Here is a 24,730-nt window from a genome sequence, read left to right as displayed (position 1 = left end):
AGGCCCCCGGGTGGATTACCCGGGGGCCCAGCGACGAGGAGCGGGCTTTAGCGCTCGACCTCGCCCTTGATGAACTTCTCGACGTTCTCGCGGGCCTCGTCGTCGAAGTACTGGACCGGCGGGGACTTCATGAAGTACGAGGACGCGGAGAGGATCGGGCCGCCGATGCCGCGGTCCTTGGCGATCTTCGCGGCGCGCACCGCGTCGATGATCACGCCCGCGGAGTTCGGGGAGTCCCAGACCTCGAGCTTGTACTCGAGGTTCAGCGGAACGTCACCGAAGGCGCGGCCCTCGAGGCGGACGTAGGCCCACTTGCGGTCGTCCAGCCAGGCGACGTAGTCGGACGGGCCGATGTGGACGTTCTTCTCGCCGAGGTCCCGGTCGGGGATCTGCGAGGTGACGGCCTGCGTCTTGGAGATCTTCTTGGACTCCAGGCGCTCGCGCTCGAGCATGTTCTTGAAGTCCATGTTGCCGCCGACGTTCAGCTGCATCGTGCGGTCCAGGATGACGCCCCGGTCCTCGAAGAGCTTCGCCATGACGCGGTGCGTGATGGTGGCGCCGACCTGGGACTTGATGTCGTCACCGACGATCGGGACACCGGCCTCGGTGAACTTGTCCGCCCACTCCTTGGTGCCGGCGATGAAGACCGGGAGGGCGTTGACGAAAGCGACCTTGGCGTCGATGGCGCACTGGGCGTAGAACTTCGCAGCGTCCTCGGAGCCCACGGGCAGGTAGCAGACGAGAACGTCGACCTGCTTGTCCTTGAGGATCTGGACGACGTCGACCGGCGCCTCGGGGGACTCCTCGATCGTGGCGCGGTAGTACTTGCCGAGACCGTCGAGCGTGTGGCCGCGCTGGACCTTCACACCGGTGGCCGGCACGTCGCAGATCTTGATGGTGTTGTTCTCGCTGGCGCCGATGGCGTCCGCGAGATCGAGGCCGACCTTCTTCGCGTCCACATCGAAGGCGGCCACGAACTCGACGTCACGCACGTGGTAGTCGCCGAACTGCACGTGCATCAGACCCGGCACCTTGCCGGCCGGGTCGGCGTCCTTGTAGTACTCGACGCCCTGCACCAGCGACGCGGCGCAATTGCCGACGCCGACGATGGCTACGCGAACCGAACCCATTCCGGTTGCTCCCTGTTTTTCTCTGCGAGGTCCTGCGGACGCAGGGCCTCATTTGGCGGTGTCGTCGGACGGATCCGGCCGGGTGCTGTCCCGGTTCCGGGGCAGGCCGCCCGGCTCTCCTTGTATGTGGTTCTGCTGGACGGAGCCGGTCTCGCCACCGGATCCTCGGTGCTCCCGGCCCGCACGCTCGCTCTCGATGAGCTCGTTCAGCCAGCGCACCTCGCGCTCCACGGACTCCATGCCGTGCCGCTGGAGCTCAAGCGTGTAGTCGTCGAGCCGCTCGCGGGTGCGGGCCAGGGAAGCGCGCATCTTCTCCAGGCGCTCCTCCAGTCTGCTGCGGCGGCCCTCCAGTACCCGCATCCGCACCTCACGCTCGGTCTGGCCGAAGAAGGCGAAGCGGGCCGCGAAGTGCTCGTCCTCCCAGGCGTCGGGGCCGGTCTGGGAGAGCAGCTCCTCGAAGTGCTCCTTACCTTCCGCCGTCAGCCGGTAGACGATCTTGGCGCGGCGTCCCGCGAGTGAGGCCGCTGGGGGCACCACCCGGCCGGAGGCTGGGGGAGCGTCCTCCGGTGCGCTGCCCGGTTCCTCGATCAACCAGCCGTTCGCGACCAGCGTCTTGAGGCAGGGATAGAGGGTCCCGTAGCTGAAGGCGCGGAAGATTCCCAGCGAGGTATTGAGCCGTTTCCGCAGCTCGTACCCGTGCATCGGGGCTTCGCGGAGCAGGCCGAGTACGGCGAACTCGAGGATGCCGGAGCGTCTGCTCACCCATCGCCTCCTCTCCTGCCGTGGACCCTTATGCCGCTCTGATGTATCGACTCGATACATCCTGACGATAGAACGGTGATCCCGTCGCGACAAGTCGGGTCATGGTGAGCGGCGTCACATCGTCAATTCGCCGGACACAACATGCCTGATTTGAGGTGAACTTCGGCACTGGGGCGGTTTTGGCCGTGCGTAGGCTGTGCGCCATGCAGACCACCGGGAACCACGTGACGCCAGGGAGCGTCGTCGTCCTGGATGCATCACGGATCAAGCCCCGACGGGGCCGGTCCGTATATCGGGGGGAACTCAACTGCCGCTTCCAGGCGCACACGCCTGCCCGAGGAGTAGTCGTTCGATGAGCGATCACCGTCGCAAACCGCCGCAGCCGCAAGGCGGCGGACGAGCCGCGGCCCGCCGCGCCGCCCAGCAGTCGGGCCGCCGGGCGGCCCCCACGCGGGACGCCGGCTCCGAGTCGCCTTCCGGTTCGTACGGAGGCCGGGCCGAGGCCCGCCGCGCCGCCCAGCGCGGCAGAGGCCGTGGCAGACAGGCGCCCGACAAGCGGTTCATCAACTACCCGCGCTCCGACAAGGACGGTCTGCAGCGGTTCGTGCCGTCCTGGAAGCTGGTGGCCGGCACCTTCCTCGGCTTCTTCGCGGTGGGAATGGCCGGAGCCGGCGTGGCGCTCGCCATGGTCGGTGTGCCCGACCCGAAGAAGACGGCCGAGGCGGAGAACAACGTCTTCTACTGGGACGACGGTACGCAGATGGCCGCGACCGGCGGTGAGCGCAACCGTCAGATCGTCGACATCGTCAACATTCCGCCGCACACGCGGGACGCGGTGATCGCCGCGGAGAACGCCTCGTTCTACGAGGACAGCGGTGTCGACCCCATGGGTATCGCCCGGGCCGTCTTCAACATGGCCACAGGTGGCGATGTGCAGGGTGGCTCGACCATCACCCAGCAGTACGTGAAGAACACGTATCTGGACCAGAGCCGGACGATGAGCCGCAAGGTCAAAGAGCTGTTCATCTCGATCAAGGTCGGTGCGACCGTCGAGAAGGACGAAGTCCTGGAGGGTTATCTGAACACCGCGTTCTTCGGGCGCGACGCGTACGGGATCCAGGCGGCCTCCCAGGCGTACTTCGGCAAGAACAGCAAGGATCTCGACCCCTCCGAGAGTGCCTTCCTGGCGGCCCTGCTCAAGGGCCCCAACTTCTACAACCCGGACGGCGGCATCGGTGCGGGCGCCGAGGCCGACAAGAACCTCGCCCGTGCCAAGGAACGCTGGAAGTGGATTCTCGACCGTGAGGTCGAGGTCGGCCGGATGGACAAGGCGGAGCGGGCCAAGTACCAGACCTTCCCCAAGATCAAGGAATCCGAGCTCGCCACATCGCTGGACGGCCAGAAGGGCTACCTCGTCGAGACCGCCAAGAAGTACGTGATGAAGCAGACGGACATCACGGTGGACGACCTGGCGCGCGGCGGCTACAAGATCTACACGACCTTCAACAAGAAGAAGGTCGACGCGCTCGCTGCGGCGGTCGACAAGACCCGCAAGGAGTTCCTGGACGAGAAAGCGCGTCCCGGGACCGACAAGTTCGTCCAGTTCGGCGGCGCCTCGGTCGATGTGAAGACCGGGCAGATCGTCGCGATCTACGGCGGCGAGGGCTGGGACAAGAAGCATTTCACCAACAACGCCGACACCTCGGGTGTCCCCGTCGGCTCGACCTGGAAGCCCTACGTGCTCGCGGCCGCCATGAAGTACGGCACGCAGAACAGCAACGGTGAGGGCATCTCCATCAACAGCAAGTACAACGGCAACGACCTCCTCGTCATCAAGGACCGCAACGGCCAGCCCCTGCTGAATGACAAGGGTCAGCCGTTCCGGCAGAAGAACGAGAGCAAGACCCCCTACGGGTACGTGACGCTCAACGAGGCGATGGAGAAGTCCATCAACACGCCGTTCGCCCAGCTCGGCATCGACGTGGGTCTCAACAAGGTGCGCGAGGTCGCCGAGTCGACGGGCATCCTCGAAAGCAGCTTTGACCAAGGGAACCTCAACAACGTTTCCTTCTCGCTCGGTACCTCCACCCCGAGTGCCATCCGCATGGCCGACTCGTACGCCACGTTCGCCTCCTCCGGAGTCCACCGGGAGCCGTACTCGGTGACCAAGGTGCTCTACAAGGGTGAGAAGCAGGAGGGCTTCGAGCAGCCCGAGGAGAAGCGGGCCCTGGACAGCGACATCGCGGACAACATCACCAAGGTCCTGGAGAACGTCGTCCAGAACGGCACCGGTACGAAGGCCAAGGCGCTGGGCCGTCCGGCGGCCGGCAAGACCGGTACCACCGACGAGAACAAGTCGGCCTGGTTCGTCGGCTACACTCCGCAGCTCTCGACCTCGGTGACGCTGTTCCGTACGGACCCGGGGGCCGAGAAGAAGGAACTGCTGTCCATGAACGGGACCGGCGGTATCGAGTCCATCCACGGTGGTGACATTCCGGCCGAGGTGTGGACCGACTACATGCGCGAGGCCCTCAAGGGCGAGGACACCATGAGCTTCCCCGAGGCCGCCGACATCGGTGTGAAGGCCGACGCGGCGGGTTCTCCGACGCCGACTCCTGCGGCGAGCAAGGAGCCGTCGAAGGAGCCGTCGAAGGAGCCGTCGAAGGAGCCGTCACCCACGCAGTCCGCGTCGGAGAAGCCGAATCAGGGCAAGCGCTGCAAGCCCCGCGACTTCCCCTGCGACCCCACCACGGGCGGCATGGACGGTGGCACCACCACGGACGGTGGCCAGGACAACGGTGGCCCGGACAACGGTGGCACGATCGGCGGGGTCACTCCGAGTCCCACGGCTTCGGAGGACAAGAAGCCCGGCAACGGCCCCGGAGGCCTGTTCGGCTGACCGAACGGCTGGGCCGGCGTAGCGCCACCCGAGCACGGCCATGGTGAGGCCGCCGTACCCGGAACGACCGGGTGCGGCGGCCTTTCGCCATGGTGGTGCTACGGCAAGATGTGCGGCATGACCAGCGACATGAGCCCGCGCGTGCGCCACGATCCGCCCGTCGTGCGGCCGACCCGGCAGGACGAGGTCGCCGCGGCCGGCAGTGAGCTGATCGGCGGCCCGATCGGCCGCTGGGCCGGGGCCGGACACAGCCTCCTCACCCCGGTGCAGGTGGTGGCCCTGGTCGCGATCGGCATGTTCGCGCTGGGCATGGTGCAGAAGATCCCCTGCTACGACTGGGCCTGGTTCCGCGGGGTGAATTCCCAGTACACCCACGCCTGCTACTCCGACATTCCGCATCTGTACCTCGGACGCGGCTTCGCCGACGGTCTCGTGCCGTACTTCGACCGGTTGAGCGGCGACATGGAGTACCTCGAGTACCCCGTCCTCACGGGCCTGTTCATGCAGGTGGCCGCCTGGCTCACGCTGCCCGTCGAGGGCTCGGTGCAGCACCGTGAGCAGTTCTACTGGATGGCCAACGCGGGCATGCTGCTGGTCTGTACGGCTGTCATCGCGGTCTGCGTGGCCCGTACGCACCGCCACCGCCCCTGGGATGCCCTGCTCGTCGCCCTGGCGCCCGCGTTCGCGCTCACCGCCACCATCAACTGGGACCTCTTCGCCGTCGCGCTGACGGCCGCCGCGATGCTGATGTGGTCCCGCAGCCGCCCGCTGGCCTTCGGCGTCCTGATCGGTCTGGCGACGGCCGCCAAGCTCTATCCCGTGCTGCTGCTGGGACCGCTCCTGCTGCTGTGCTGGCGGGCCGGCCGATGGCGCGAGTACGGCGCGGCGGTTTTCGGCGCCGCGGGCGCCTGGCTGGCCGTGAACCTGCCCGTGATGCTGCTCGCCCCTCAGGGGTGGAAGAAGTTCTACACCTTCAGCCAGGAGCGCCAGATCGACTTCGGCTCCTTCTGGGTGATCATCACGCAGCGCTCGGGCAAGTCCCTGGAAACCGGCACCGTCAACATGCTCGCCGCCTTGCTGATGCTCGTGCTGTGCGCCGGCATCGCCGCGCTCACCCTCACCGCACCCCGCCGGCCGCGCTTCGCCCAGCTGGCGTTCCTCGTGGTCGCCGCGTTCATCGTCACCAACAAGGTCTACTCACCGCAGTACGTGCTGTGGCTGATCCCGCTCGCCGCGCTGGCCAGGCCCCGCTGGCGGGACTTCCTCATCTGGCAGGCCGGCGAGGTCATGTACTTCCTGGGGATCTGGATGCACCTCGCGTACACGATGGGCGGCGACAAGCACCAGGGCCTGCCGCCCGAGGGCTATCAGACCGCCATCGTCGTGCATCTGGCCGCGACGCTCTATCTGTGCGCCGTCGTCGTACGGGACATCCTCACGCCGGAGCGGGACCCCGTACGGCTGGACGGATCGGACGACCCGTCCGGCGGAGTGCTGGACGGGGCGCCGGACGTGTTCGTACTCGGGCAGGCCGCCCATCCGCCGTGGCATGCGGCCCATCGGCCCGAGGGGCCGCAGGTGGAGTGGGGCGCGGCCCGCGAATAGGGCTGCTCGACGCTCAGCGGTCGACGAGGCGGTCGAACGTCGTCGTCGTGTGCCGCAGATGGGCCACCAGCTCGTCGCCGACCTGCGGCTGGGGGGAATCCGCCGGCACGAACAGGATCGACACCTGCATGTGCGGCGGCTCCGCGAACCAGCGCTGCTTGCCCGCCCACACGAACGGCGAGAGATTCCGGTTGACCGTGGCCAGGCCCGCCCGGGCGACACCCTTGGCACGCGGCATCACACCGTGGAGCGCCTTCGGCGCCTCCAGCCCCACACCGTGGGACGTGCCGCCCGCGACGACCACCAGCCAGCCGTCCGAGGCCGCCTTCTGCTGGCGGTAGCCGAAGCGGTCACCCTTGGCGACGCGCGTGACGTCCAGGACCGAGCCCCGGTACTCCGTGGCCTCGTGGTCGCCCAGCCACAGACGGGTGCCGATACGGGCCCGGAAACGTGTCTGCGGGAACTGCTGCTGCAGCCGCGCCAGCTCCTCGGCCCGCAGATGGCTCACAAACAGGGTGTGCAGCGGCAGCCGGGCCGCCCGCAGACGGTCCATCCAGCCGATGACCTCCTCCACCGCATCGGACCCGTCCGTACGGTCCAGCGGCAGGTGCAGGGCGAAGCCCTCCAGGCGCACGTTCTCGATCGCCGAGGCCACCTGGCCCAGCTCCTCCGGCTGCACACCGTGACGCTTCATCGAGCTCATGCACTCGACGACCACGCGCGCGCCCACCAGAGCGTGCACACCGTCGACCGAGGAAACCGAGCGGACCACCCGGTCCGGCAGCGGCACCGGCTCCTCACCCCGCCGGAACGGGGTGAGGACCAGCAGGTCACCGCTGAACCAGTCCTTGATCCTGGCCGCCTCGTAGGTCGTACCGACGGCGAGCATGTCCGTACCGAAGCGGGACACCTCTTCCGCGAGCCGCTCGTGGCCGAAGCCGTAGCCGTTGCCCTTGCAGACCGGGACGACGCCCGGGAACTGCTCGAGCATGGACGTCTGGTGGGCCCGCCAGCGCGCGGTGTCGACGTAGAGGGTGAGCGCCATTACCGGTCGGAACCTTTCTCGTGGCTGCGGTGAAGCGAGGGGTGGAATTGCTGGGGCGTCATCGCGGTCAGCGACGCGACATGTAGATGTCGAGCGCCTTGTGCAGCAGCTTGTTGAGCGGGAAGTCCCACTCGCCCACGTACTCGACGGCCTCGCCGCCGGTGCCCACCTTGAACTGGATCAGGCCGAAGAGATGGTCGGTCTCGTCCAGGGAGTCGGAGATGCCGCGCAGGTCGTAGACGGTCGCGCCCATCGCGTACGCGTCGCGCAGCATCCGCCACTGCATCGCGTTCGAGGGCCGCACCTCGCGGCCGATGTTGTCGGAAGCGCCGTACGAGTACCAGACGTGCCCTCCGACGACGAGCATCGTCGCCGCGGACAGGTTCACCCCGTTGTGCCGCGCGAAGTACAGGCGCATGCGGTTCGGGTCCTCGGTGTTGAGCACCGTCCACATGCGCTGGAAGTACGACAGCGGACGCGGCCGGAAGCGGTCACGCTCGGCCGTGATCTCGTAGAGCCGCTGCCACTCGGCGAGGTCGTCGTAGCCACCTTGGACGACCTCGACACCGGCCTTCTCGGCCTTCTTGATGTTGCGCCGCCACAGTTGGTTGAAGCCTTTGAGGACGTCGTCGAGCGAGCGGTTGGCCAGCGGGACCTGATAGACGTACCGCGGCTGTACGTCTCCGAAGCCGGCGCCGCCGTCCTCGCCCTGTTGCCAGCCCATCTTGCGCAGCCGGTCGGCGACCTCGAAGGCGCGTGGCTCGATGTGGGTGGCCTCGATGTCGCGCAGACGCTTCACATCCGGGTCCTGGATACCCGCCTTGATCGTCGGCGCGTCCCAGCGGCGGATGACCACCGGCGGGCCCATCTTCACGGAGAAGGCGCCCTGGTTCTTCAGGTGCGCCAGCATCGGCTGCAGCCAGTCGTCGAGGTTCGGCGCGTACCAGTTGATCACCGGGCCCTCGGGCAGATACGCCAGATACCGCTTGATCTTCGGCAGCTGCCGGTAGAGCACCAGGCCGGCGCCGACGAGCTCACCGCTCTTGTCGAACCATCCGAGGTTCTCCGAGCGCCACTCCGTCTTGACGTCCGCCCACGCCGGGACCTGACAGTGACTCGCCGCGGGCAGAGTCTGGATGTACGCCAGATGCTGCTCTCGGCTGATGGTCCTCAGGGTCAGGCTCATGCGGGGCGCTCCTCGGCAGGTGTGTCCCCATGGGTCAGGGGCTCCGGCTCTCGCGCCGAAGCCTACTGCGCCCAAGGAGCGCCCCGTCTGGCCGTATGGCCCCGGACGCCACCGGAGGGAGCCGGGTCTATCCGAGTACACCTCGGAAGAGACCGCCGTGCGCCATACCCAGGTAGAACCCGACACCCGAGAGACCCAGTCCGATGATCAGCAGGAACCGCTCGCGTGTCGTCGCCGAGATGAACTGCCCGTAGGCGCCGGTGAGGATCCCGATCAGGCCCGACCAGGAGCTGAGCAGGTGGAGGTTGTGGAACATCGACGAGATGAACGAGAGGGCGCCCAGGACGAGCGTGGCCACCATCAGCGTGTCCGGCAGAGGATGGGGCTTGCCGTCCGTGGCCAGGAGAGAAGTCGTCGCGTGGGGTCGGATCACCTGGGGCATGAGGCACCTCCTGCCGGAACGCGGCGCAGGGTAGCGCCGCACACACCCGATGTGTACAGATTGTTGCCCTTCGCCGCCGGATTTCAACCGGACGCCGGTGTGCGGGTACTCTGTACGGTCTGCGGCGGTGTCTGCCCAGGCCAGGATGCGATCCCCCTCTCGCGAGGACGGATTGTCAGTGGCCGGTACTACCGTTGCTAACGCATCACGACCCTCCTGCCACGGAACGACCGTGGCCGCTGAGTCCAAAGGAGGTGGGTTCCACATGCGTCACTACGAGGTGATGGTCATCCTCGACCCCGATCTCGAGGAGCGCGCTGTCTCCCCGCTGATCGAGAACTTCCTCTCCGTCGTCCGTGAGGGCAACGGAAAGGTCGAGAAGGTCGACACCTGGGGCCGTCGTCGTCTCGCCTACGAGATCAAGAAGAAGCCCGAGGGCATCTACACGGTCATCGACCTGCAGGCCGAGCCCGCGGTCGTCAAGGAGCTCGACCGTCAGATGAACCTGAACGAGTCGGTCCTCCGGACCAAGGTCCTCCGTCCCGAGACCCACTGAGCCCCGCCGCTCAGTAGCTCGGGTTCCGAGTAGCAACCAGCAGCCAGAAGCAATCCCCGCCGAGAGGTTCACCCATGGCAGGCGAGACCGTCATCACGGTCGTCGGCAATCTTGTCGAAGACCCCGAGCTGCGCTTCACCCCGTCCGGTGCGGCGGTCGCGAAGTTCCGTGTCGCGTCCACCCCCCGCACCTTCGACCGGCAGACCAATGAGTGGAAGGACGGCGAGAGCCTGTTCCTGACCTGCTCGGTCTGGCGTCAGGCGGCGGAGAACGTCGCTGAGTCGCTCCAGCGAGGCATGCGCGTCGTCGTGCAGGGCCGGCTGAAGCAGCGGTCCTATGAGGACCGTGAGGGCGTCAAGCGCACGGTCTTCGAGCTGGACGTCGAGGAAGTCGGCCCCAGCCTTCGCAATGCCACGGCCAAGGTCACGAAGACCACCGGCCGCGGCGGCCAGGGCGGCTACGGCGCCGGCCAGCAGGGCGGTGGCGGCTGGGGCGGAGGCCCCGGCGGCGGCCAGCAGGGCGGCGCTCCCGCCGACCCCTGGGACACCGGCGCACCGGCCAACGGCGGCGGGCAGCAGGGCGGCGGCTGGGGCGGAAGCTCCGGCGGAAGCTCCGGCGGCGGCTACCCGGACGAGCCGCCCTTCTAAGGGCAGCCCGTACCCAAACTTCTTGATCACACAGGAGAAACACCATGGCGAAGCCGCCTGTGCGCAAGCCTAAGAAGAAGGTCTGCGCGTTCTGCAAGGACAAGGTCGCGTACGTCGACTACAAGGACACGAACATGCTGCGGAAGTTCATCTCCGACCGCGGCAAGATCCGTGCCCGTCGCGTGACCGGCAACTGCACGCAGCACCAGCGTGACGTCGCCACGGCCGTCAAGAACAGCCGTGAGATGGCGCTGCTGCCCTACACGTCCACCGCGCGCTAAGGGAAGGGTGACCACGACATGAAGATCATCCTCACCCACGAGGTTTCCGGCCTCGGCGCCGCCGGCGACGTCGTCGACGTCAAGGACGGCTACGCTCGCAACTACCTGGTCCCGCGCGGTTTCGCGATCCGCTGGACCAAGGGTGGCGAGAAGGACGTCGAGCAGATCCGCCGCGCTCGCAAGATCCACGAGATCGCGACCATCGAGCAGGCCAACGAGATCAAGGGTCGGCTGGAGGGCCTGAAGGTTCGCCTGGCCGTCCGCTCCGGTGACTCCGGCCGTCTCTTCGGTTCCGTCACCCCGGCCGACATCGCTTCCGCGATCAAGGCCGCTGGCGGTCCGGAGACCGACAAGCGCCGCATCGAGCTGGGCTCCCCGATCAAGACCCTGGGCTCGCACCAGGTGTCCGTGCGCCTGCACGCCGAGGTTGCCGCCAAGGTCGGCGTCGAGGTCGTCGCCGCGTAAGGCTGCGCTCGCAGAGCATGTGAAGGGCCGCACCCCTCGGGGTGCGGCCCTTTGCCGTCGTTGCCGTGTGGTTGTTTCACGTGAAACATGCCGACTCGCGTGAAACGTGCCGACGGATCTCAGCGCGTGGCGCCGGTGACGAGCCAGCGGCCGGAGCGGGCCCGCAGCCAGAGCGTCGCCATGCGCACCGTCATCATCAGGGTCATGGCCCACCACAGGGCCGTCAGTCCTCCGCCGAACGCGGGGACGAGCAGAGCGACCGGGGTGAAGAAGGCGAGCGTCACCAGCATGGCCCCGGCGAGGTAGGCGCCGTCACCGGCGCCCATCAGTACGCCGTCCAGCACGAAGACGATTCCGGCGATCGGCTGGGACACCGCCACCACCAACAGTGCCGGAAACAGGGTGTCCTGGACGGTCGGATCCGGGGTGAACAGCGGGACGAACAGCGGCCGGCTCAGCACGACCAGCGCGCCGAGCACCAAACCGGAGACGATCCCCCACTGCACCATGCGACGGCAGGCCTGCCGGGCGCCTGCGGCGTCCCCGCACCCGAGGTAGCGGCCGATGATCGCTTGGCCTGCGATGGCGATCGCGTCGAGAGCGAACGCCAGCAGGTTCCACAGAGACAGAATGATCTGGTGCGCGGCGATATCGATGTCCCCGAGGCGTGCCGCGACCGCAGTGGCGACCATCAGGATCGCCCGCAGCGAGAGCGTACGGATCAGCAACGGGGCACCTGCCTGGGCGCAGGCCCTGATCCCCGCGGCGTCGGGACGCAGCGAAGCACCGTGCCGGCGGGCGCCCCGTACCACCACGAGGAGATAGGCGGCGGCCATGCCGACCTGGGCGATCACCGTTCCCCAGGCCGAGCCGGCGATGCCGAGGCCGGCACCGTAGACGAGTCCCGCGTTGAGCGCGGCATTGGCGGCGAAGCCGCCGACGGCGACGTAGAGCGGTGTTCTGGTGTCCTGCAGTCCGCGGAGGACGCCGGTGGCGGCCAGGACCACCAGCATGGCCGGGATGCCGATGGCGGAGATCCGCAGATAGGTGGTGGCGTACGGGGCGGCCGTGTCCGAGGCGCCGAAGAGCTCCACCAACCATGGCGCGGCAGGCAGGATCACGGCGATGACCACGGCGCCGAGCAGCAGTGCCAGCCAGATGCCGTCCATGCCCTGCCGGATGGCCGCTCGTATGTCCCCGGCGCCGACGCGCCGGGCGACCGCGGCCGTGGTGGCGTAGGCCAGGAAGACGAAGACGCTCACGGCGGTGGTGAGCAGGGCGGCGGCGATGCCTAGACCGGCGAGCTGCGGGGTCCCCAGATGGCCGACGATCGCGCTGTCGGCCATCACGAACAGCGGCTCGGCGACGAGTGCGCCGAAGGCTGGGACCGCGAGTGCGAGTATCTCGCGGTCGTACTGTCGGCGGTCGGCCTTGGATGTCGTGGGGGTCTGCGTCATAGACACAATCCAATCTTCCACAGGTAAGAGATGCAATACGATTTCAGCCCTTACCTGAGGGGCTTCTCCGGCTCGGGGTGTGTGCTGTTTGTCGTGATCTTGAGCCGACTGGGAAAGTTTTTCTCCCCCACAGGCCGTGGATGGAAAAAGGCCAGGTCAGGGCTGTGCTGATGGTCTGGATATGACTTTGTCCACAGCGCTGTCCCCTGGTCTGTACACAGGATCTGTTGACTTCTCCACAGCATCTGGTCCCTCGTCCACATGGCCTGTGGATAACCAGATTGGCTGAAGGTGCCCGCGGCCCTACCGTGGTCCGGCGCCCGACGCGCCGGATGCGGAGTCGGGCCTCTCGTTTTGTCAGTGCGGTGCCCTAGGAAAGAGTGGCACGGCGAGGTCCGCGGAGCGGACGGGAGGAGGTGGCCCGGTGAGCATTTCCGAGCCGTTGGACGACCCCTGGGCCGACACAGGTCCCAGTGACCGTCTGCCCTTCTCCCGCCAGCGTCGCGGCGAAGGCCGCGGTCGTGAGGAGCAGCACGACAGGGGCCGCGACAGCGGCTCCTGGGAGGGCGGCTCCCCCGCCTTCGAGCGGGTGCCTCCCCAGGACCTCGACGCCGAGCAGTCCGTGCTGGGTGGAATGCTGCTTTCCAAGGACGCCATCGCCGACGTCGTCGAGGTCATCAAGGGCCACGACTTCTACAAGCCCGCCCACGAGACGATCTATCAGGCGATCCTCGACCTCTATGCCAAGGGCGAGCCTGCCGACCCGATCACGGTGGCGGCCGAGCTGACCAAGCGCGGTGAGATCACCAGGGTCGGTGGCGCCTCGTATCTGCACACCCTGGTCCAGTCGGTCCCGACCGCGGCCAATGCCTCGTACTACGCCGAGATCGTCCATGAGCGAGCGGTGCTGCGGCGGCTCGTCGAGGCGGGCACCAAGATCACACAGATGGGATACGCGGCGGACGGCGACGTTGACGAGATCGTCAACTCCGCCCAGGCCGAGATCTACGCCGTCACCGAGCAGCGCACCAGCGAGGACTATCTCCCCCTCGGCGACATCATGGAGGGCGCACTCGACGAGATCGAGGCCATCGGATCGCGCAGCGGCGAGATGACGGGCGTACCGACCGGCTTCACGGATTTCGACTCCCTGACGAACGGCCTGCACCCGGGCCAGATGATCGTCATCGCCGCCCGTCCCGCGATGGGTAAGTCGACGCTGGCGCTGGACTTCGCGCGGGCGGCCTCCATCAAGCACAACCTGCCCAGCGTGATCTTCTCCCTCGAAATGGGGCGCAATGAGATCGCGATGCGTCTGCTGTCCGCGGAGGCACGGGTGGCGCTGCACCACATGCGTTCCGGGACGATGACGGACGAGGACTGGACGCGCCTGGCCCGCCGTATGCCGGATGTCTCCGCGGCGCCGCTGTACATCGACGACTCGCCGAACCTGTCGATGATGGAGATCCGGGCGAAGTGCCGCCGGCTGAAGCAGCGCAACGACCTGAAACTGGTCGTCATCGACTATCTGCAGCTGATGCAGTCGGGCGGGTCGCGGCGTGCCGAGAGCCGCCAGCAGGAGGTTTCGGACATGTCCCGTAATCTCAAGCTGCTGGCGAAGGAACTGGAGGTCCCGGTCATCGCATTGTCACAGCTGAACCGTGGCCCGGAGCAGCGTACGGACAAGAAGCCGATGGTCTCGGACCTGCGTGAATCGGGTTCGATCGAACAGGACGCGGACATGGTGATCCTGCTGCACCGTGAGGACGCTTACGAGAAGGAGTCTCCCCGCGCGGGCGAGGCGGACCTGATCGTGGCCAAGCACCGTAACGGCCCGACGGCGACGATCACGGTCGCCTTCCAGGGGCACTACTCGCGTTTCGTGGACATGGCACAGACCTGATCACGCGAATTGTGGGATCTCATTTCGCGTGTCGGAATCTCACGGTCGATGTCGGATGGAAGTCGGATCCCCTCGTGCCAAGGCTGCCCCGGCTGGCTATGGCGAAGTCAGCGCCGGAACAACCTGCAGAAGGCCAGGGCCATCGCTGACGCGGAGACCGGGGCGTCCCCTGAAATCCAGTGGGCGATGACACCAATCAAGGCGCCGGCCAGATACGCGGCGTGCACTTCGTCCGGCACGTCATCGAACCCGGCAGGGCGGCGCCCTTCATGGAACGTGGTGACGAGTTCGGTGGTCAGCCGTTCCCGCATGCGCGCGGTGAACCGCGCACTCCCCTGAGGGCCCAGCATGCGTCGATACAAGGCCGCGTTGTCGATGATGTGCTGGAACAAATCGTTCAACGGCTGCGGGGCATCGTTCCGAGGTGCGTCGAGAGGACACAGCGCCGCTGCACGCGCGACATGCGCCACCGCGTCTTCCATGGCGTCCGTCACGAGCGCGTTCACGTCGGGGAAGTGCTGATAGACGGTGGCTCGGTTCACGTCGGCGTGCTTGGCGACCTCCGACATGGTGATCGAGGCGGGGTCCTTGACCGCGGCGAGTTCCAGGATCGCCATCCGCAGCCGGGCCCGGCTGCGCTGGGCGCGGGGATCGTCCAGGTTCATGCCTCCACGCTAACCGACATCTGTCGCTTTGCTAATCAACAGGTGTCGGTTAGTGTTCCGAGTATGAGAATCGAGATCTGGGCAGACGTGGTCTGCGCGTGGGCATACATCGGTAAGCGGCGTCTGGAGAAGGCGCTGGCCGGTCCGGCACGTGCCGACGCCGGGGCTGAGGTGGTCTGGCGTCCGTTCCGCATCGACCCGACCGCGCCGGACCAGGCGATTCCCATCGAGGAGGCATACCGCGATCCGTTGGTGGACGCCGCGTTGCGGCAGTGTGCGCCGGGACTATCTCCGGCGGAGAACCGGGTCCGTGTCTCCCGGATCGCAGCGGACGAAGGACTGGGCCTCGAGTGGGGAGCGGCCTGGCGGGCCAGCAGCCACGATGCTCACCGCCTCCTCCACCTGGCCCGGGAGCACGGCAGCGCTGCGCTGCAGAACGAGGTGGCCGAGCAGGTGATGAAGGCGCACTTCATCGACGGCGACGACATCAGCGACCGCCGCCGCCTCAAGATGGTCGCCATCCGCTCCGGATTCGCCGAGGGCGAGGAGCTGCTGGACACCGACGCTGGCGACCGAGAGGTGCGGGAACTTCTTCTGATCGGCAAAGCGCGAGGCATCACGACATCGCCAACAATCGTGGTCGGTGACCGGGCCCTTGCCGGTGCCCAGCCGCCGGAGGCGATCGCGGACTTTCTCGCCGGAGGCGACTCCAAGCGCGAGATGCCGGAGGAGGTCCAGCGGTTGCGCTGGGCCGAGTCCCTGCTGGGCCGGCATGACCCGCTCGGCGCCCTCGCCCTGCTGAAGCCTTTGCTTGACGATCACGCGGATGACCTGAACGTCCGTCGGATCGCGGCCCGCGGCTACTTCCATTCCGCCCAACTGACCCGGGCCCGCGACTTGCTGGAGCAGTTGATCATCGACGCGCCTGACGACTCCTATGCGAGGCTCATGCTCGGTCGCACTCTCCAGCGCTTGGGGAATGAAAGCCAAGCCTCTCTGCACCTGAAGATGGCCACCGCCATGACGCCCGAGTTCGCATGACCGGCAGATCGCCAATTGGACACGTGATCACAGACTCCGAGGAAATGACACGCATCTGAGACAGCCGGCGGATGACACGTCGTGAGACGCCGGAGAAAGGCGCAGGTCACAGCATCGGCGGATGACACCGAGCGCGAGAACCTACACGAATTGTAGGGTCTCAAGTTTCGCGGCACAATCTCAGACTCGATGGCACATCAGTGGCACTTGTGCCGTCTTCGTGAGACTTGCTGGTCGAGGCGCTCACCCTTTTGGGTGACGGAGGCTCCAGTCTGTCAACTCGCCTATGTGGCAATGACACCCTTGGCTACACGGGCCCATTCGGGAAACGCGTCGCCGCAGCCGCCCAGACGATCCCGCTGAGGAAATGCCACGAGGGTGAGAGGAAACACCCATCCAAGCCGTGAGACAGCGGGAAGCTGCTCAGCGCCTCGTCTCGTACCTGGTCAGGACCACGCCGCAGGGAAGCGTCCGCGTCTCCACCAGGTTGAGGTTCACCCAGTTGTCCAGCGCGGTGAAGAACGGCGTGCCGCCGCCCACCAGGACCGGCGCGGTGGCCAGCACGTACTCGTCGATCAGCCCGGCGCGCATGGCCGCCCCGGCGAGCGTCGCGCCGCCGATGTCCATCGGGCCGCCGTCCTCGGCCTTGAGCCGGGTGATCTCGGCGACCGCGTCGCCGGTGACCAGGCGGGTGTTCCAGTCGACCTTGTCGATCGTCGAGGAGAACACCGCCTTCGACATGTCCCGCCAGCGGCGCGCGAACTCGATCTCCGCCGGGGTGGCGTTGGGCTGCTGGTCGCCGGTCGGCCAGTAGGAGCTCATCGTCTGCCACAGCTTGCGCCCGTACAGCGTCAGGTCGGTCGCCTGCAACTGGTCGGACCAAAACTGGAACAGCTCGTCGCTCGGCACGCTCCAGCCGATGTCGTCGCCGGGCGCGGCGATGTAGCCGTCCAGGGTCAGGTTCATGCCGTAGATCAGTTTCCGCATGGCCCAGCCTTCCATCCGTGGGTGTCCGGCGTATAGACCAGCGCGGCGCGGGAAACTCATCGGTGCGCGATCTGGGCTCGCCGGTAGCCCTCGTGCTCGGGGCTCAGCGTGGTGTACTCGGCCGACTCGGACAAGCCGCCTGATCTCGACCTCGCCCTCGCGAGGAAATGCCACGGATTTGAGACTGATCATGGGTGACAAGGCCGTGAGACAGCCAAGAACGCCCAGGTCACGCAAGATCGACATGTCACGAGCGGCGAGACCCTACACGAATCGATTCGACGGGAGCGGTCCGGCTCGGTAGACCTTGGGCATGACTTCTCCCTTCGCAGAGTTGCTTCCGAGTACGCGGCGGTCCCTGCTGTATCGCGTCGCCACCGCACAGTCCGAAGGCCGTACGCCTTCGCTCGTCGCGGCGGTGGTGCGGGACGGAGAGACGGTGTGGACGGGGGCCCGCAGCTGTGTGGACGGCCATGCGCCGGACGCGGACACTCAGTACCGCATCGGCTCGATCACCAAGACCTTCACCGCCGTGCTGGTGCTGAGGCTGCGTGACGAGGGGCTGATCGACCTCGGTGATCCGCTGGAGAAGCACCTGCCCGGTACGGGTGTCGGTGATGTGACCATCGCTCAGTTGCTCGGCCACAGTGGCGGGCTGGCCGCAGAGACGCCGAGTCCGTGGTGGGAGCGGACACCTGGGACGCTGCGGCCCGGGCTCGCCGACGTTCTCGGTGAGCGGCCCCAGGTGCATCCGGTGGGCCGTCGCCACCACTATTCCAACCCCGGTTACACATTGCTGGGCTCGCTGGTGGAGGCGCTGCGCGGGGAGTCCTGGGAGGCGGTCCTCCAGCGTGAGCTTCTCGATCCGCTGGGCATGGGCTGTACGAGTGCTCAGCCGCAGGCTCCCCACGCGGGTGGTTGGGCCGTGCATCCATGGGCTGATGTGCTGCTTCCCGAACCGTCGGAGGACCTCGGGCTGATGGCGCCGGCGGGCCAGCTCTGGTCGACGGTCGGGGACCTCGGCCGCTTCGCGGCGTTCCTTGCCGAGGGTGATGACCGGGTGCTCTGTGCCGCGTCGGTACGCGAGATGCGTACGCCCTCGGTGCCGGCGGAGGCAGGTGACTGGGACAGCGGTTATGGGCTGGGGCTTCAGTTGGTGCGCAGGGACGGCCGCACCTTGGTCGGCCACGGCGGGTCCCTGCCCGGCTTCCTGGCCGGCCTGTGGCTGAGCGTGGAGGACGGTGTGGCCGCAGTGGTGCTCGCCAACGCCACCTCGGGCCCGCTGGTCGGGACAGTTGCTTCCGATTTGGTACGGATCGTTGCCGAGGCCGAGCCGCGTATCCCCGAGCCGTGGCGTCCACTGCCCGAGGTGGATCATGGGCTGCTGGAGCTGACCGGCCTCTGGTACTGGGCAACGACCCCCTACGGGCTGAGGCTTGCCGCGGACCGCGGGCTGGAGCTGCGGCCGTTGAACGGCAATGGCCGTGGCGCGCGCTTCCGGGCGGAGCCCGACGGGAGCTGGACCGGCCTTGACGGCTACTACGCGGGGGAGTCGCTTCGGGTGGTGCGCCGACCGGACGGCTCGGCGAGCCACCTCGATCTGGGGTCGTTCGTCTTCACGCGTGAGCCGTACGACCCCTCGGCGGGCGTGCCCGGTGGCGTTGACCCGGAAGGCTGGCGCGGGATGTGACGTTTCACGTGGAACCGGTCTTCTCCCGCCCGTCCGGGGCGGCAGAAGCCGGGTCTCAGAGGGGCAGCTTGAAGCCGACGTGGGACGGCTCGAAGCCGAGCCGCTCGTAGAAGCGGTGCGCGTCGGTACGAGTGGCGTCGGAGGTCAACTGGACCAATCGGCAGCCCTGGCGTCGCGATTCGGCGACGGCCCATTCGATGAGCCGAGTGCCGAGGCCGCTGCCGCGCTCGTCGGCGTGGATGCGTACACCTTCGATGATCGAGCGGGTGGCGCCGCGCCGGGACAGGCCCGGGACGACCGTGAGCTGAAGAGTGCCGACGACGCGACCCTCGCGCACGGCTACGGTCAGATGCTGGTTCGGGTCGGCTGCCAGCCGCCGGAAAGCGGTGAGGTACGGCGTGAGGTCGTCCGGCGACTCCCGCTGGGCGCCCAGCGGGTCGTCTGCGAGCATCGCGACGATCGCCGGGATGTCGTCGGAATCTGCGGGCCGTATCTCCAGATCGCTCATGCTCCGCAGCCTATGCGGAGCAGAAGGCGACCGCTCAGCCCGCCGCGACCGTCAGGGGCGCGAAGCGGCGCGTCCAGTCACCGGGCAGACCCGGGATGCCGCGGGTCATCACGGCGTTGAAGACGACTGGCTCCAGTCCGTGCGACTTCACCCAGCCGAGCAGCTCTTTGTGGCGTACGTCGATGTCTGTGCGCAGCGGGCGGTCCGTACCGGCGGCCAGGGAGGCGATCAGAGACTTGGCCGTGTCCGTGTCGCGTGCGATCAGGGGGCCGACGACATGCGTGTCCATGTTCGGCCACGCAGACGCATATCCGGTGATGCCCTGCTCATCCTCCGCGATCCGCAGTTGGTCCGCGAAGGCAGGCAGGCGCGTGATCATGTGGGTGCGGTCGACGCCGAACGCCTCGGCGTCCAGTCGCAGGATCGCCGGCAGGTCCTCGGCGGTTGCGGGGCGGGTGGTCACCGCGGGCCCCGGCCCTGAGGGCCGGAAGTGGCCGCGGACCATTTCGGCCCGTCCTGTGGTGGCGAACCCCAGCTCCTCGTACAGCGGTTGCCCGTTGGGGGTGGCGTGCAGGGTGAGTGGGGTGTTCCCCGCCTCCTGGAGCACATGTTTCATCAGGCGGCGCCCGACGCCCTGCCGGGCGTACCGCTCCGCGACCAGGACCATGCCGATGGCGGCGAGGTCCGGACCGTACGAGGTGAGCATGCAGGCGGTGACCAAACCCTTTCCGCCGGGGTCGTCGATGCCGTATCCCGTCCCCGTGGCCAGCAGCAGGCCCCACTTGTGCTCCTCGCGCGGCCAGCCGCGGTCCTCGGACAGATCGGCGCAGGAGCTGAGGTCATCCGTGGTCAGACGCCGGATGGGAAGCTCGGAGAGCGAAATCGGCATGGAGGCCAGGCTGTCCCATGCGTCCGTGCCCCGTCCACCGCTTTGTTTCACGTGAAACACGCTGCTGTCCGGTGCTGAACGGATGCAGGTGTGGGGCAGGCAGCGGAGCGGGAGGAGCGTGCCGGATTCCGGGACTTTCCGCTTTTCACGCGGCAGGCCGCGCGTGTGTTGCGGCTCCGGCATCCCCGCTCGTGGCTCTCGGTACGGCTGGTGGCGTTGGACGAGACGAGCAGGGGCCTGACGGGGCGGCTGCCGGGCGCTTTTTCGCGCGTACGGGCCGTGGACCGCTTACGACGCCTGTCTGTCGGGGCCGCCGGGCATGATCCGCAGCGGGGTGGATGCTCTGCGCGACATAGGGATCCCGTCCGAGCGGATCTGCCACGAATCCTTCGAGGAGCCGGCGCCGGCAGCTGATCAGTGCCGGTCAGCCGAGGTCCGGTGCGTGCATCGCCCGTACACCCTCGATGTTGCCGTCGAGGTAGTGCCGTAGGGACAGCGGCACCAGATAGACCGCGGCGATCCCGACCCGGGTGAAGGGCACCCGGACGATCTCATACTCACCCGATGGTTCCTCGACTTCCGGTCCGTGCCGCCGGCTGGCGTCCATCGACGCCAGCCGGCAGATGAAGAAGTGCTGCACCTTCACGCCGGTCACTCCGCCGCCGGCGATGTGCTCGACGGTGTCCACGAAGCAGGGCACCACATCCGTGATCTTGGCGCCGAGCTCCTCGTCCACCTCACGGTGCAGGGCGTCGGTGACGGTCGCGTCCTCCGCCTCGACCCCGCCACCTGGCGTGATCCAGTACGGGGCCATGCCCGGCTTGGTCCGCTTGATGAGGATCAGATCGTCGCCGTCGAGGAGGATGGCGCGGGCGGTGCGCTTGACCACTGGCCTCGGGGGTGTGGGGTTCTGTCCCCCAGGGATGTCGCTGCCGGTCATGGGAAGAGAGTGGCCCGCCACACCCCTTCTGAAACTACCGCACGGCTGCTGTCCGCGATCAGGTCCAGTCGGCGGCAGCGCGCAGCAGCCATTCGTGCGCCCGCGCGATGTGCGGCAGCGCGAGTGTGCCGGTGCGCACCGCGAGGAAGTAGGTGCGCAGCGGAGGTACCAGGGGGTCGAGCAGGGAAACCACTTCACCCCGCTCCAGGGCGTCCTCGCACAGATAGCGCGGCAGTACGCCGAGCCCGGCGCCGACGGTCACGGCCTCCAGGACGGCCCGGAGGTCGGGGGCGATGACGGTGCCTGCCGCCGCGGGCCGGGCGTCGAAGACGGCGGCCCAGTAGCGGGCGACGAACGGCAAGGACTCGTGCACTTCCACCACGGGGCACTGTTCCAGCACACCGGGCCCCTTGCGTCGCAGTACACCCGGTCCGAGCCCGGCGGCCCAGCGAGGGGCGGCCACCAGGACGTGTTCCTCGTCGCAGAGAGGGGTGGCGGTGAGGAGCCCGCCGCGCGGCCGGGCGGTGGCTATGGCCAGGTCGTGGTGCCCGGCTGCGAGGCCCTCCAGGGCTTCCTCGGCGTTGCCGAAGGAGGCCCGCAGCGCCAGGCCCTGCGCGATGAGGGGGGTGAGTGCCGGCAGGGCGCGTACGGAGGTGAACTCGGGCGGTCCGGCCAGGTGGAGGCTGCGTGCGCCCGACTCCTCGTCCAGGCCTGCCTCGGCGATCTCGACGAGCGCATCCAGGTGCGGCGCGGCCCGGTGCGCCAACTCGTCGCCGATGGTCGTCGGGGTCACGCCGCGGGCCTGGCGCAGGAAGAGGGGGCGGCCCAACTGCCGTTCCAGGGCCCGGATCTGGCTGGTCACCGCGGGCTGCGAGAGACCGAGCAGGGCAGCCGCTCTGGTGAAGGATCCGGCCCGGTGCACGGTGACGAAGGTACGCAGCAGGGCGAGATCCATGTCGTGCCCTCCCGTCCCGGCGGCGTCCGGCCGCGCACAACTATAAATATGTCGATAGGCCTGTGCCGCTACTGTGATTGGACACTGACGTTGAGTCAACTAGCCTTGATGGGGCGGTTCTTCGCGCGTCGAACCGGGACGGTCCGAGCCACGAGGGGGGAGGCTCGGGCCGTCCGTCCTGCGTAGTCGCGCTACTGCCAGGCGGCCTCGTCCAGCGCCCGCTCGACATCCGTCACCAGGTCGTCGGCGTCCTCCACGCCGACGGACAAGCGGATGAAGCCCTCCGGTACGGCGTCGCCGCCCCACCGCCCGCGCCGCTCCGCGGTGGACCGTACTCCGCCGAAGCTCGTCGCGTCGTCCACCAGACTCAGCCCTTCCAGGAAGCGCTCGGCATGGTCGCGGTCGGGCAGCACGAAGGAGACCACACACCCGAAGCGGCGCATCTGGCGTGCCGCCACCGGATGCGAAGGGTCGGACGGCAGTCCCGGATAGCGCAGCCCGCAGACCTCGGGCCGCCGGGACAGAGCCTCGGCGAGCGCCAGGGCGTTCGCGGCCTGCCGGTCGGCGCGCAGCTGCAGCGTGGCGAGCGAGCGGTGCGCCAGCCACGCCTCCATGGGGCCGGGGATGGCGCCGACGACCTTGCGCCACCGGCGTACCCGTGCCGCCGGCTCCGCGTCCCGGCAGGTCACGTACCCGAGCAGTAGATCGCCGTGTCCGGTCAGTCCCTTCGTGCCGCTGGCCACTGAGAAGTCGGCGCCCAGCTCGAGCGGCTGCTGCCCGAGCGGGGTGGCGAGGGTGTTGTCGACGGCGACCAGCGCGCCCGCGGCATGCGCGGCGTCGGCCAGCCGCCGCACGTCGCACACGTCGAGGCCGGGGTTGGAAGGCGTCTCGATCCACAGCAGCTTCGCCCCGTCGAGAACCCGCAGCTGTGCGTCACCCCCGGTGGGTGCCGTGCGCACGGTGACGCCGTACCCCTCCAGCTGCTCGCGTACCAGCGGCAGTGCCTGATAGCCGTCGTCCGGCAGGACGACGATGTCACCGGAGCGGGCATGGGAGAGCAGCACCGCCGAGACGGCGGCCATGCCGGAGGCGAAGACGATGGTGTGCACGTCCTCCCCAGGGGCCTCCAGCTCGCCGATGGCGTCTTCCAGATGCGTCCAGGTGGGGTTCTCGTCGCGGCCGTAGGTGTACCCGCCGGTGGGCTCGCCGGGCAGGTGATAGTGGGCGGCGAAGACCGGTCCCGGGAGGGCCGGTTCGTACTTCACCGGCTCGGGCAGTCCGGCGCGCACCACCCGGGTGCCGTCCCCGATGCTCATGCCGCACGCTCCTCGATCGTTGTCCGGACGGCGGCGAGGAGTCCCTCGCTCGCCACCTCCACCATTCTCAGGCACTTCTCGAAGTCCTCACGGCGGCCGTAGTACGGGTCCGGCACATCCAGGTCCCGGGAGGCGCGCGGGTCGTACGCGCGCAGCAGCCGCACCTTCGCGGCGTCCGCGGGCGTCGGTGCGAGGCGGCGCAGCTCCCGCAGATGGCCCTCCTCGAGGGCGATCACCAGATCGAGGAGCGGGAACCAGGAGGCCAGGAAGCGGCGCGCGACATGGCCGGAGGCGTAGCCGTGCTCCTCGAGCACCGAGACGGCGCGCGAGTCGGCTCCGCGGCCCTCGAACCAGCCGCCGGTGCCGGCGCTGTCCACCTCGACGAGAGCGCCGAGCCCCGCCTCCTCGAGACGGGCACGGAAGACGGCTTCGGCCATGGGGGAGCGGCAGATGTTCCCGGTGCAGACGAAGCAGACGCGGTACGGGGGCCGGGGGGCTGGGGGCTGTTCCTCGGGGGAGCGCGGCATGTGTGGTGCTCAGTCCTTGTCGTCGGGCAGGACGACGTTCATCGCCCAGGACACGATGGAGATGATCAGGCCGCCGAGCACGGCCGTACCGAACCCCTGGACGTGGAAGTTCAGATCGAGTTTGCCTGCCAGACCGGAGGTCAGCATCAGCATGAGAGCGTTGACCACCAGGGTGATCAGGCCGAGGGTGAGGATGAACAGCGGCACTGTGAGGAGCTTGACCACCGGCTTGACGACGACGTTCACGAGGCCGAAGAGGAGTGCCACCAGAACCAGTGTCAGCATCTTGCGCCCGGTGTTGTCACCGGTGAGGGTGATGTCCGGGAGCAGCCAGATCGCCACCGCGAGAGCCGCCGCATTGGCGATCGTCTTGACTACGAAATTGTTCATGTGTCTGATCGTGGCAGACACGATCGACGCTGGACACCGGCAGAACTGAGCAAGGGCGGACGGACCATGAAGTCATTCCGGCTGGACGAACTCGAGACGGAGCGCGCCGCCAATGAGGGGGCATATCTGCAGTTCCTGCGGGAGCGGAACATGTCCGTCGGGCTGTACGCGCTGAATGCGGGCGAGCATGATCCGCAGCGTCCGCACCATCAGGACGAGGTCTATTTCGTCGTCAGCGGGCGTGCCTCGATCACGGTCGGGATGGAGACCACGCAGGTGGCCCGCGGCAGCGTGGTGTACGTGCCGGCCGGTGTGGCCCACAGGTTCCACCACATCACCGAGGATCTCAGGGTGCTCGTGGTCTTCTCTCCGCCGGAGAGCTGATCCGCGACCCCGGGTTCCCTAGGGGGCCGGTCAGGGGAGAGCAAGGGATCCGAGGCCCCC

The 24,730-nt window shown here is 68.0% G+C and carries 25 protein-coding genes; 10 read left to right on the top strand and 15 right to left on the bottom strand.

Features of this window, described 5'->3' with window-relative positions; translation table 11 throughout:
* Positions 1 to 47: 47 nt before the first annotated feature.
* Positions 48 to 1,130 (bottom strand): inositol-3-phosphate synthase, encoded by a 1,083-nt coding sequence (locus tag ABD858_RS16330; protein ID WP_345038066.1) that lies wholly within the window; start codon positions 1,128 to 1,130, stop codon positions 48 to 50.
* 48 nt (positions 1,131 to 1,178) lie between these two features.
* Positions 1,179 to 1,892 (bottom strand): PadR family transcriptional regulator, encoded by a 714-nt coding sequence (locus tag ABD858_RS16325; RefSeq protein ID WP_345038063.1) that lies wholly within the window; start codon positions 1,890 to 1,892, stop codon positions 1,179 to 1,181.
* 352 nt (positions 1,893 to 2,244) lie between these two features.
* Between ABD858_RS16325 and ABD858_RS16320 the strand changes: the two genes are divergently transcribed.
* Both ABD858_RS16320 and ABD858_RS16315 read left to right on the top strand, forming a co-directional pair.
* On the top strand, positions 2,245 to 4,791 hold the full coding sequence (locus ABD858_RS16320) for a transglycosylase domain-containing protein (RefSeq protein WP_345038061.1): 2,547 nt from the start codon (positions 2,245 to 2,247) through the stop codon (positions 4,789 to 4,791).
* A gap of 108 nt (positions 4,792 to 4,899) precedes the next feature.
* Positions 4,900 to 6,396, top strand: a complete 1,497-nt coding sequence (locus ABD858_RS16315) for a glycosyltransferase family 87 protein (RefSeq protein ID WP_345038059.1) — start codon at positions 4,900 to 4,902, stop codon at positions 6,394 to 6,396.
* Between the two features lie 13 nt (positions 6,397 to 6,409).
* On the opposite strand, the gene ABD858_RS16310 is transcribed toward ABD858_RS16315, so the two are convergent.
* The 3 genes from ABD858_RS16310 to ABD858_RS16300 form a co-directional block, all read right to left on the bottom strand.
* Positions 6,410 to 7,441: an alanine racemase gene (locus ABD858_RS16310; RefSeq protein WP_345038056.1), complete on the bottom strand. Its 1,032-nt coding sequence runs from the start codon at positions 7,439 to 7,441 to the stop codon at positions 6,410 to 6,412.
* A 67-nt stretch (positions 7,442 to 7,508) separates the two neighbouring features.
* Complete coding sequence (locus ABD858_RS16305) at positions 7,509 to 8,627, bottom strand: lipid II:glycine glycyltransferase FemX (RefSeq protein ID WP_345038054.1); 1,119 nt, start codon at positions 8,625 to 8,627, stop codon at positions 7,509 to 7,511.
* A 127-nt stretch (positions 8,628 to 8,754) separates the two neighbouring features.
* Positions 8,755 to 9,069, bottom strand: coding sequence for a hypothetical protein (locus tag ABD858_RS16300; RefSeq protein WP_345038052.1), 315 nt, complete (start codon positions 9,067 to 9,069; stop codon positions 8,755 to 8,757).
* 265 nt (positions 9,070 to 9,334) lie between these two features.
* Between ABD858_RS16300 and rpsF the strand changes: the two genes are divergently transcribed.
* The 4 genes from rpsF to rplI all read left to right on the top strand — a co-directional run bounded on the left by rpsF (position 9,335) and on the right by rplI (position 11,018).
* A complete protein-coding gene (rpsF, locus tag ABD858_RS16295) occupies positions 9,335 to 9,625 on the top strand; it encodes a 30S ribosomal protein S6 (RefSeq protein ID WP_053724701.1) in 291 nt (96 codons plus the stop codon).
* 74 nt (positions 9,626 to 9,699) lie between these two features.
* Complete coding sequence (locus ABD858_RS16290) at positions 9,700 to 10,272, top strand: single-stranded DNA-binding protein (protein ID WP_345038049.1); 573 nt, start codon at positions 9,700 to 9,702, stop codon at positions 10,270 to 10,272.
* Positions 10,273 to 10,316: 44 nt separating this feature from the next.
* On the top strand, positions 10,317 to 10,553 hold the full coding sequence (gene rpsR / locus ABD858_RS16285) for a 30S ribosomal protein S18 (protein WP_128983236.1): 237 nt from the start codon (positions 10,317 to 10,319) through the stop codon (positions 10,551 to 10,553).
* Between the two features lie 18 nt (positions 10,554 to 10,571).
* Positions 10,572 to 11,018, top strand: a complete 447-nt coding sequence (rplI, locus tag ABD858_RS16280; protein ID WP_345038043.1) for a 50S ribosomal protein L9 — start codon at positions 10,572 to 10,574, stop codon at positions 11,016 to 11,018.
* A gap of 119 nt (positions 11,019 to 11,137) precedes the next feature.
* Here the strand turns inward: rplI and ABD858_RS16275 are convergent, their stop codons facing one another.
* Positions 11,138 to 12,475 (bottom strand): MATE family efflux transporter, encoded by a 1,338-nt coding sequence (locus ABD858_RS16275; protein WP_345038040.1) that lies wholly within the window; start codon positions 12,473 to 12,475, stop codon positions 11,138 to 11,140.
* Between the two features lie 424 nt (positions 12,476 to 12,899).
* Between ABD858_RS16275 and dnaB the strand changes: the two genes are divergently transcribed.
* A complete protein-coding gene (gene dnaB, locus ABD858_RS16270) occupies positions 12,900 to 14,378 on the top strand; it encodes a replicative DNA helicase (protein ID WP_345038038.1) in 1,479 nt (492 codons plus the stop codon).
* A 107-nt stretch (positions 14,379 to 14,485) separates the two neighbouring features.
* On the opposite strand, the gene ABD858_RS16265 is transcribed toward dnaB, so the two are convergent.
* A complete protein-coding gene (locus tag ABD858_RS16265; protein ID WP_345038036.1) occupies positions 14,486 to 14,995 on the bottom strand; it encodes a TetR/AcrR family transcriptional regulator in 510 nt (169 codons plus the stop codon).
* Positions 14,996 to 15,106: 111 nt separating this feature from the next.
* Here ABD858_RS16265 and ABD858_RS16260 point away from each other — a divergent pair, with 111 nt between their 5' ends.
* Entirely contained in the window at positions 15,107 to 16,084 is a 978-nt protein-coding gene (locus ABD858_RS16260) for a DsbA family protein (RefSeq protein ID WP_345038034.1), read from the top strand.
* Positions 16,085 to 16,507: 423 nt separating this feature from the next.
* Here the strand turns inward: ABD858_RS16260 and ABD858_RS16255 are convergent, their stop codons facing one another.
* Positions 16,508 to 17,071 (bottom strand): dihydrofolate reductase family protein, encoded by a 564-nt coding sequence (locus ABD858_RS16255; RefSeq protein WP_345038032.1) that lies wholly within the window; start codon positions 17,069 to 17,071, stop codon positions 16,508 to 16,510.
* 313 nt (positions 17,072 to 17,384) lie between these two features.
* Here ABD858_RS16255 and ABD858_RS16250 point away from each other — a divergent pair, with 313 nt between their 5' ends.
* On the top strand, positions 17,385 to 18,761 hold the full coding sequence (locus ABD858_RS16250) for a serine hydrolase domain-containing protein (RefSeq protein ID WP_345038030.1): 1,377 nt from the start codon (positions 17,385 to 17,387) through the stop codon (positions 18,759 to 18,761).
* A 55-nt stretch (positions 18,762 to 18,816) separates the two neighbouring features.
* On the opposite strand, the gene ABD858_RS16245 is transcribed toward ABD858_RS16250, so the two are convergent.
* From ABD858_RS16245 to ABD858_RS16210, 7 genes are all read right to left on the bottom strand, one after another.
* A complete protein-coding gene (locus ABD858_RS16245) occupies positions 18,817 to 19,269 on the bottom strand; it encodes a GNAT family N-acetyltransferase (protein WP_345038028.1) in 453 nt (150 codons plus the stop codon).
* A gap of 34 nt (positions 19,270 to 19,303) precedes the next feature.
* The gene (locus ABD858_RS16240; RefSeq protein ID WP_345038027.1) at positions 19,304 to 20,158 is read right to left on the bottom strand and encodes a GNAT family N-acetyltransferase; all 855 of its coding nucleotides are present in this window, start codon (positions 20,156 to 20,158) and stop codon (positions 19,304 to 19,306) included.
* Positions 20,159 to 20,582: 424 nt separating this feature from the next.
* Positions 20,583 to 21,098: an NUDIX domain-containing protein gene (locus ABD858_RS16230; RefSeq protein ID WP_345038025.1), complete on the bottom strand. Its 516-nt coding sequence runs from the start codon at positions 21,096 to 21,098 to the stop codon at positions 20,583 to 20,585.
* A gap of 58 nt (positions 21,099 to 21,156) precedes the next feature.
* Positions 21,157 to 22,053 carry a LysR family transcriptional regulator gene (locus tag ABD858_RS16225; RefSeq protein ID WP_345038022.1) on the bottom strand — a complete coding sequence of 299 codons (897 nt, stop codon included), beginning with the start codon at positions 22,051 to 22,053 and terminating at the stop codon, positions 21,157 to 21,159.
* 191 nt (positions 22,054 to 22,244) lie between these two features.
* Positions 22,245 to 23,369, bottom strand: coding sequence for a cystathionine gamma-lyase (locus tag ABD858_RS16220; RefSeq protein ID WP_345038020.1), 1,125 nt, complete (start codon positions 23,367 to 23,369; stop codon positions 22,245 to 22,247).
* Positions 23,366 to 23,896, bottom strand: coding sequence for a low molecular weight protein-tyrosine-phosphatase (locus tag ABD858_RS16215; RefSeq protein WP_345038018.1), 531 nt, complete (start codon positions 23,894 to 23,896; stop codon positions 23,366 to 23,368). Before ABD858_RS16215 ends, ABD858_RS16220 begins: the two co-directional genes overlap by 4 nt.
* A gap of 9 nt (positions 23,897 to 23,905) precedes the next feature.
* Positions 23,906 to 24,286: a phage holin family protein gene (locus ABD858_RS16210; protein WP_345038016.1), complete on the bottom strand. Its 381-nt coding sequence runs from the start codon at positions 24,284 to 24,286 to the stop codon at positions 23,906 to 23,908.
* Positions 24,287 to 24,352: 66 nt separating this feature from the next.
* Here ABD858_RS16210 and ABD858_RS16205 point away from each other — a divergent pair, with 66 nt between their 5' ends.
* Positions 24,353 to 24,670, top strand: a complete 318-nt coding sequence (locus tag ABD858_RS16205; protein WP_345038014.1) for a cupin domain-containing protein — start codon at positions 24,353 to 24,355, stop codon at positions 24,668 to 24,670.
* Positions 24,671 to 24,730 lie beyond the last annotated feature (60 nt).

It is taken from the genome of Streptomyces sannanensis (assembly GCF_039536205.1).
Taxonomy (GTDB): Bacteria; Actinomycetota; Actinomycetes; order Streptomycetales; family Streptomycetaceae; genus Streptomyces; species Streptomyces sannanensis.
Note: the sequence above shows the minus strand (reverse complement) of the source record. Positions and strands in the feature narration are given on the sequence as shown.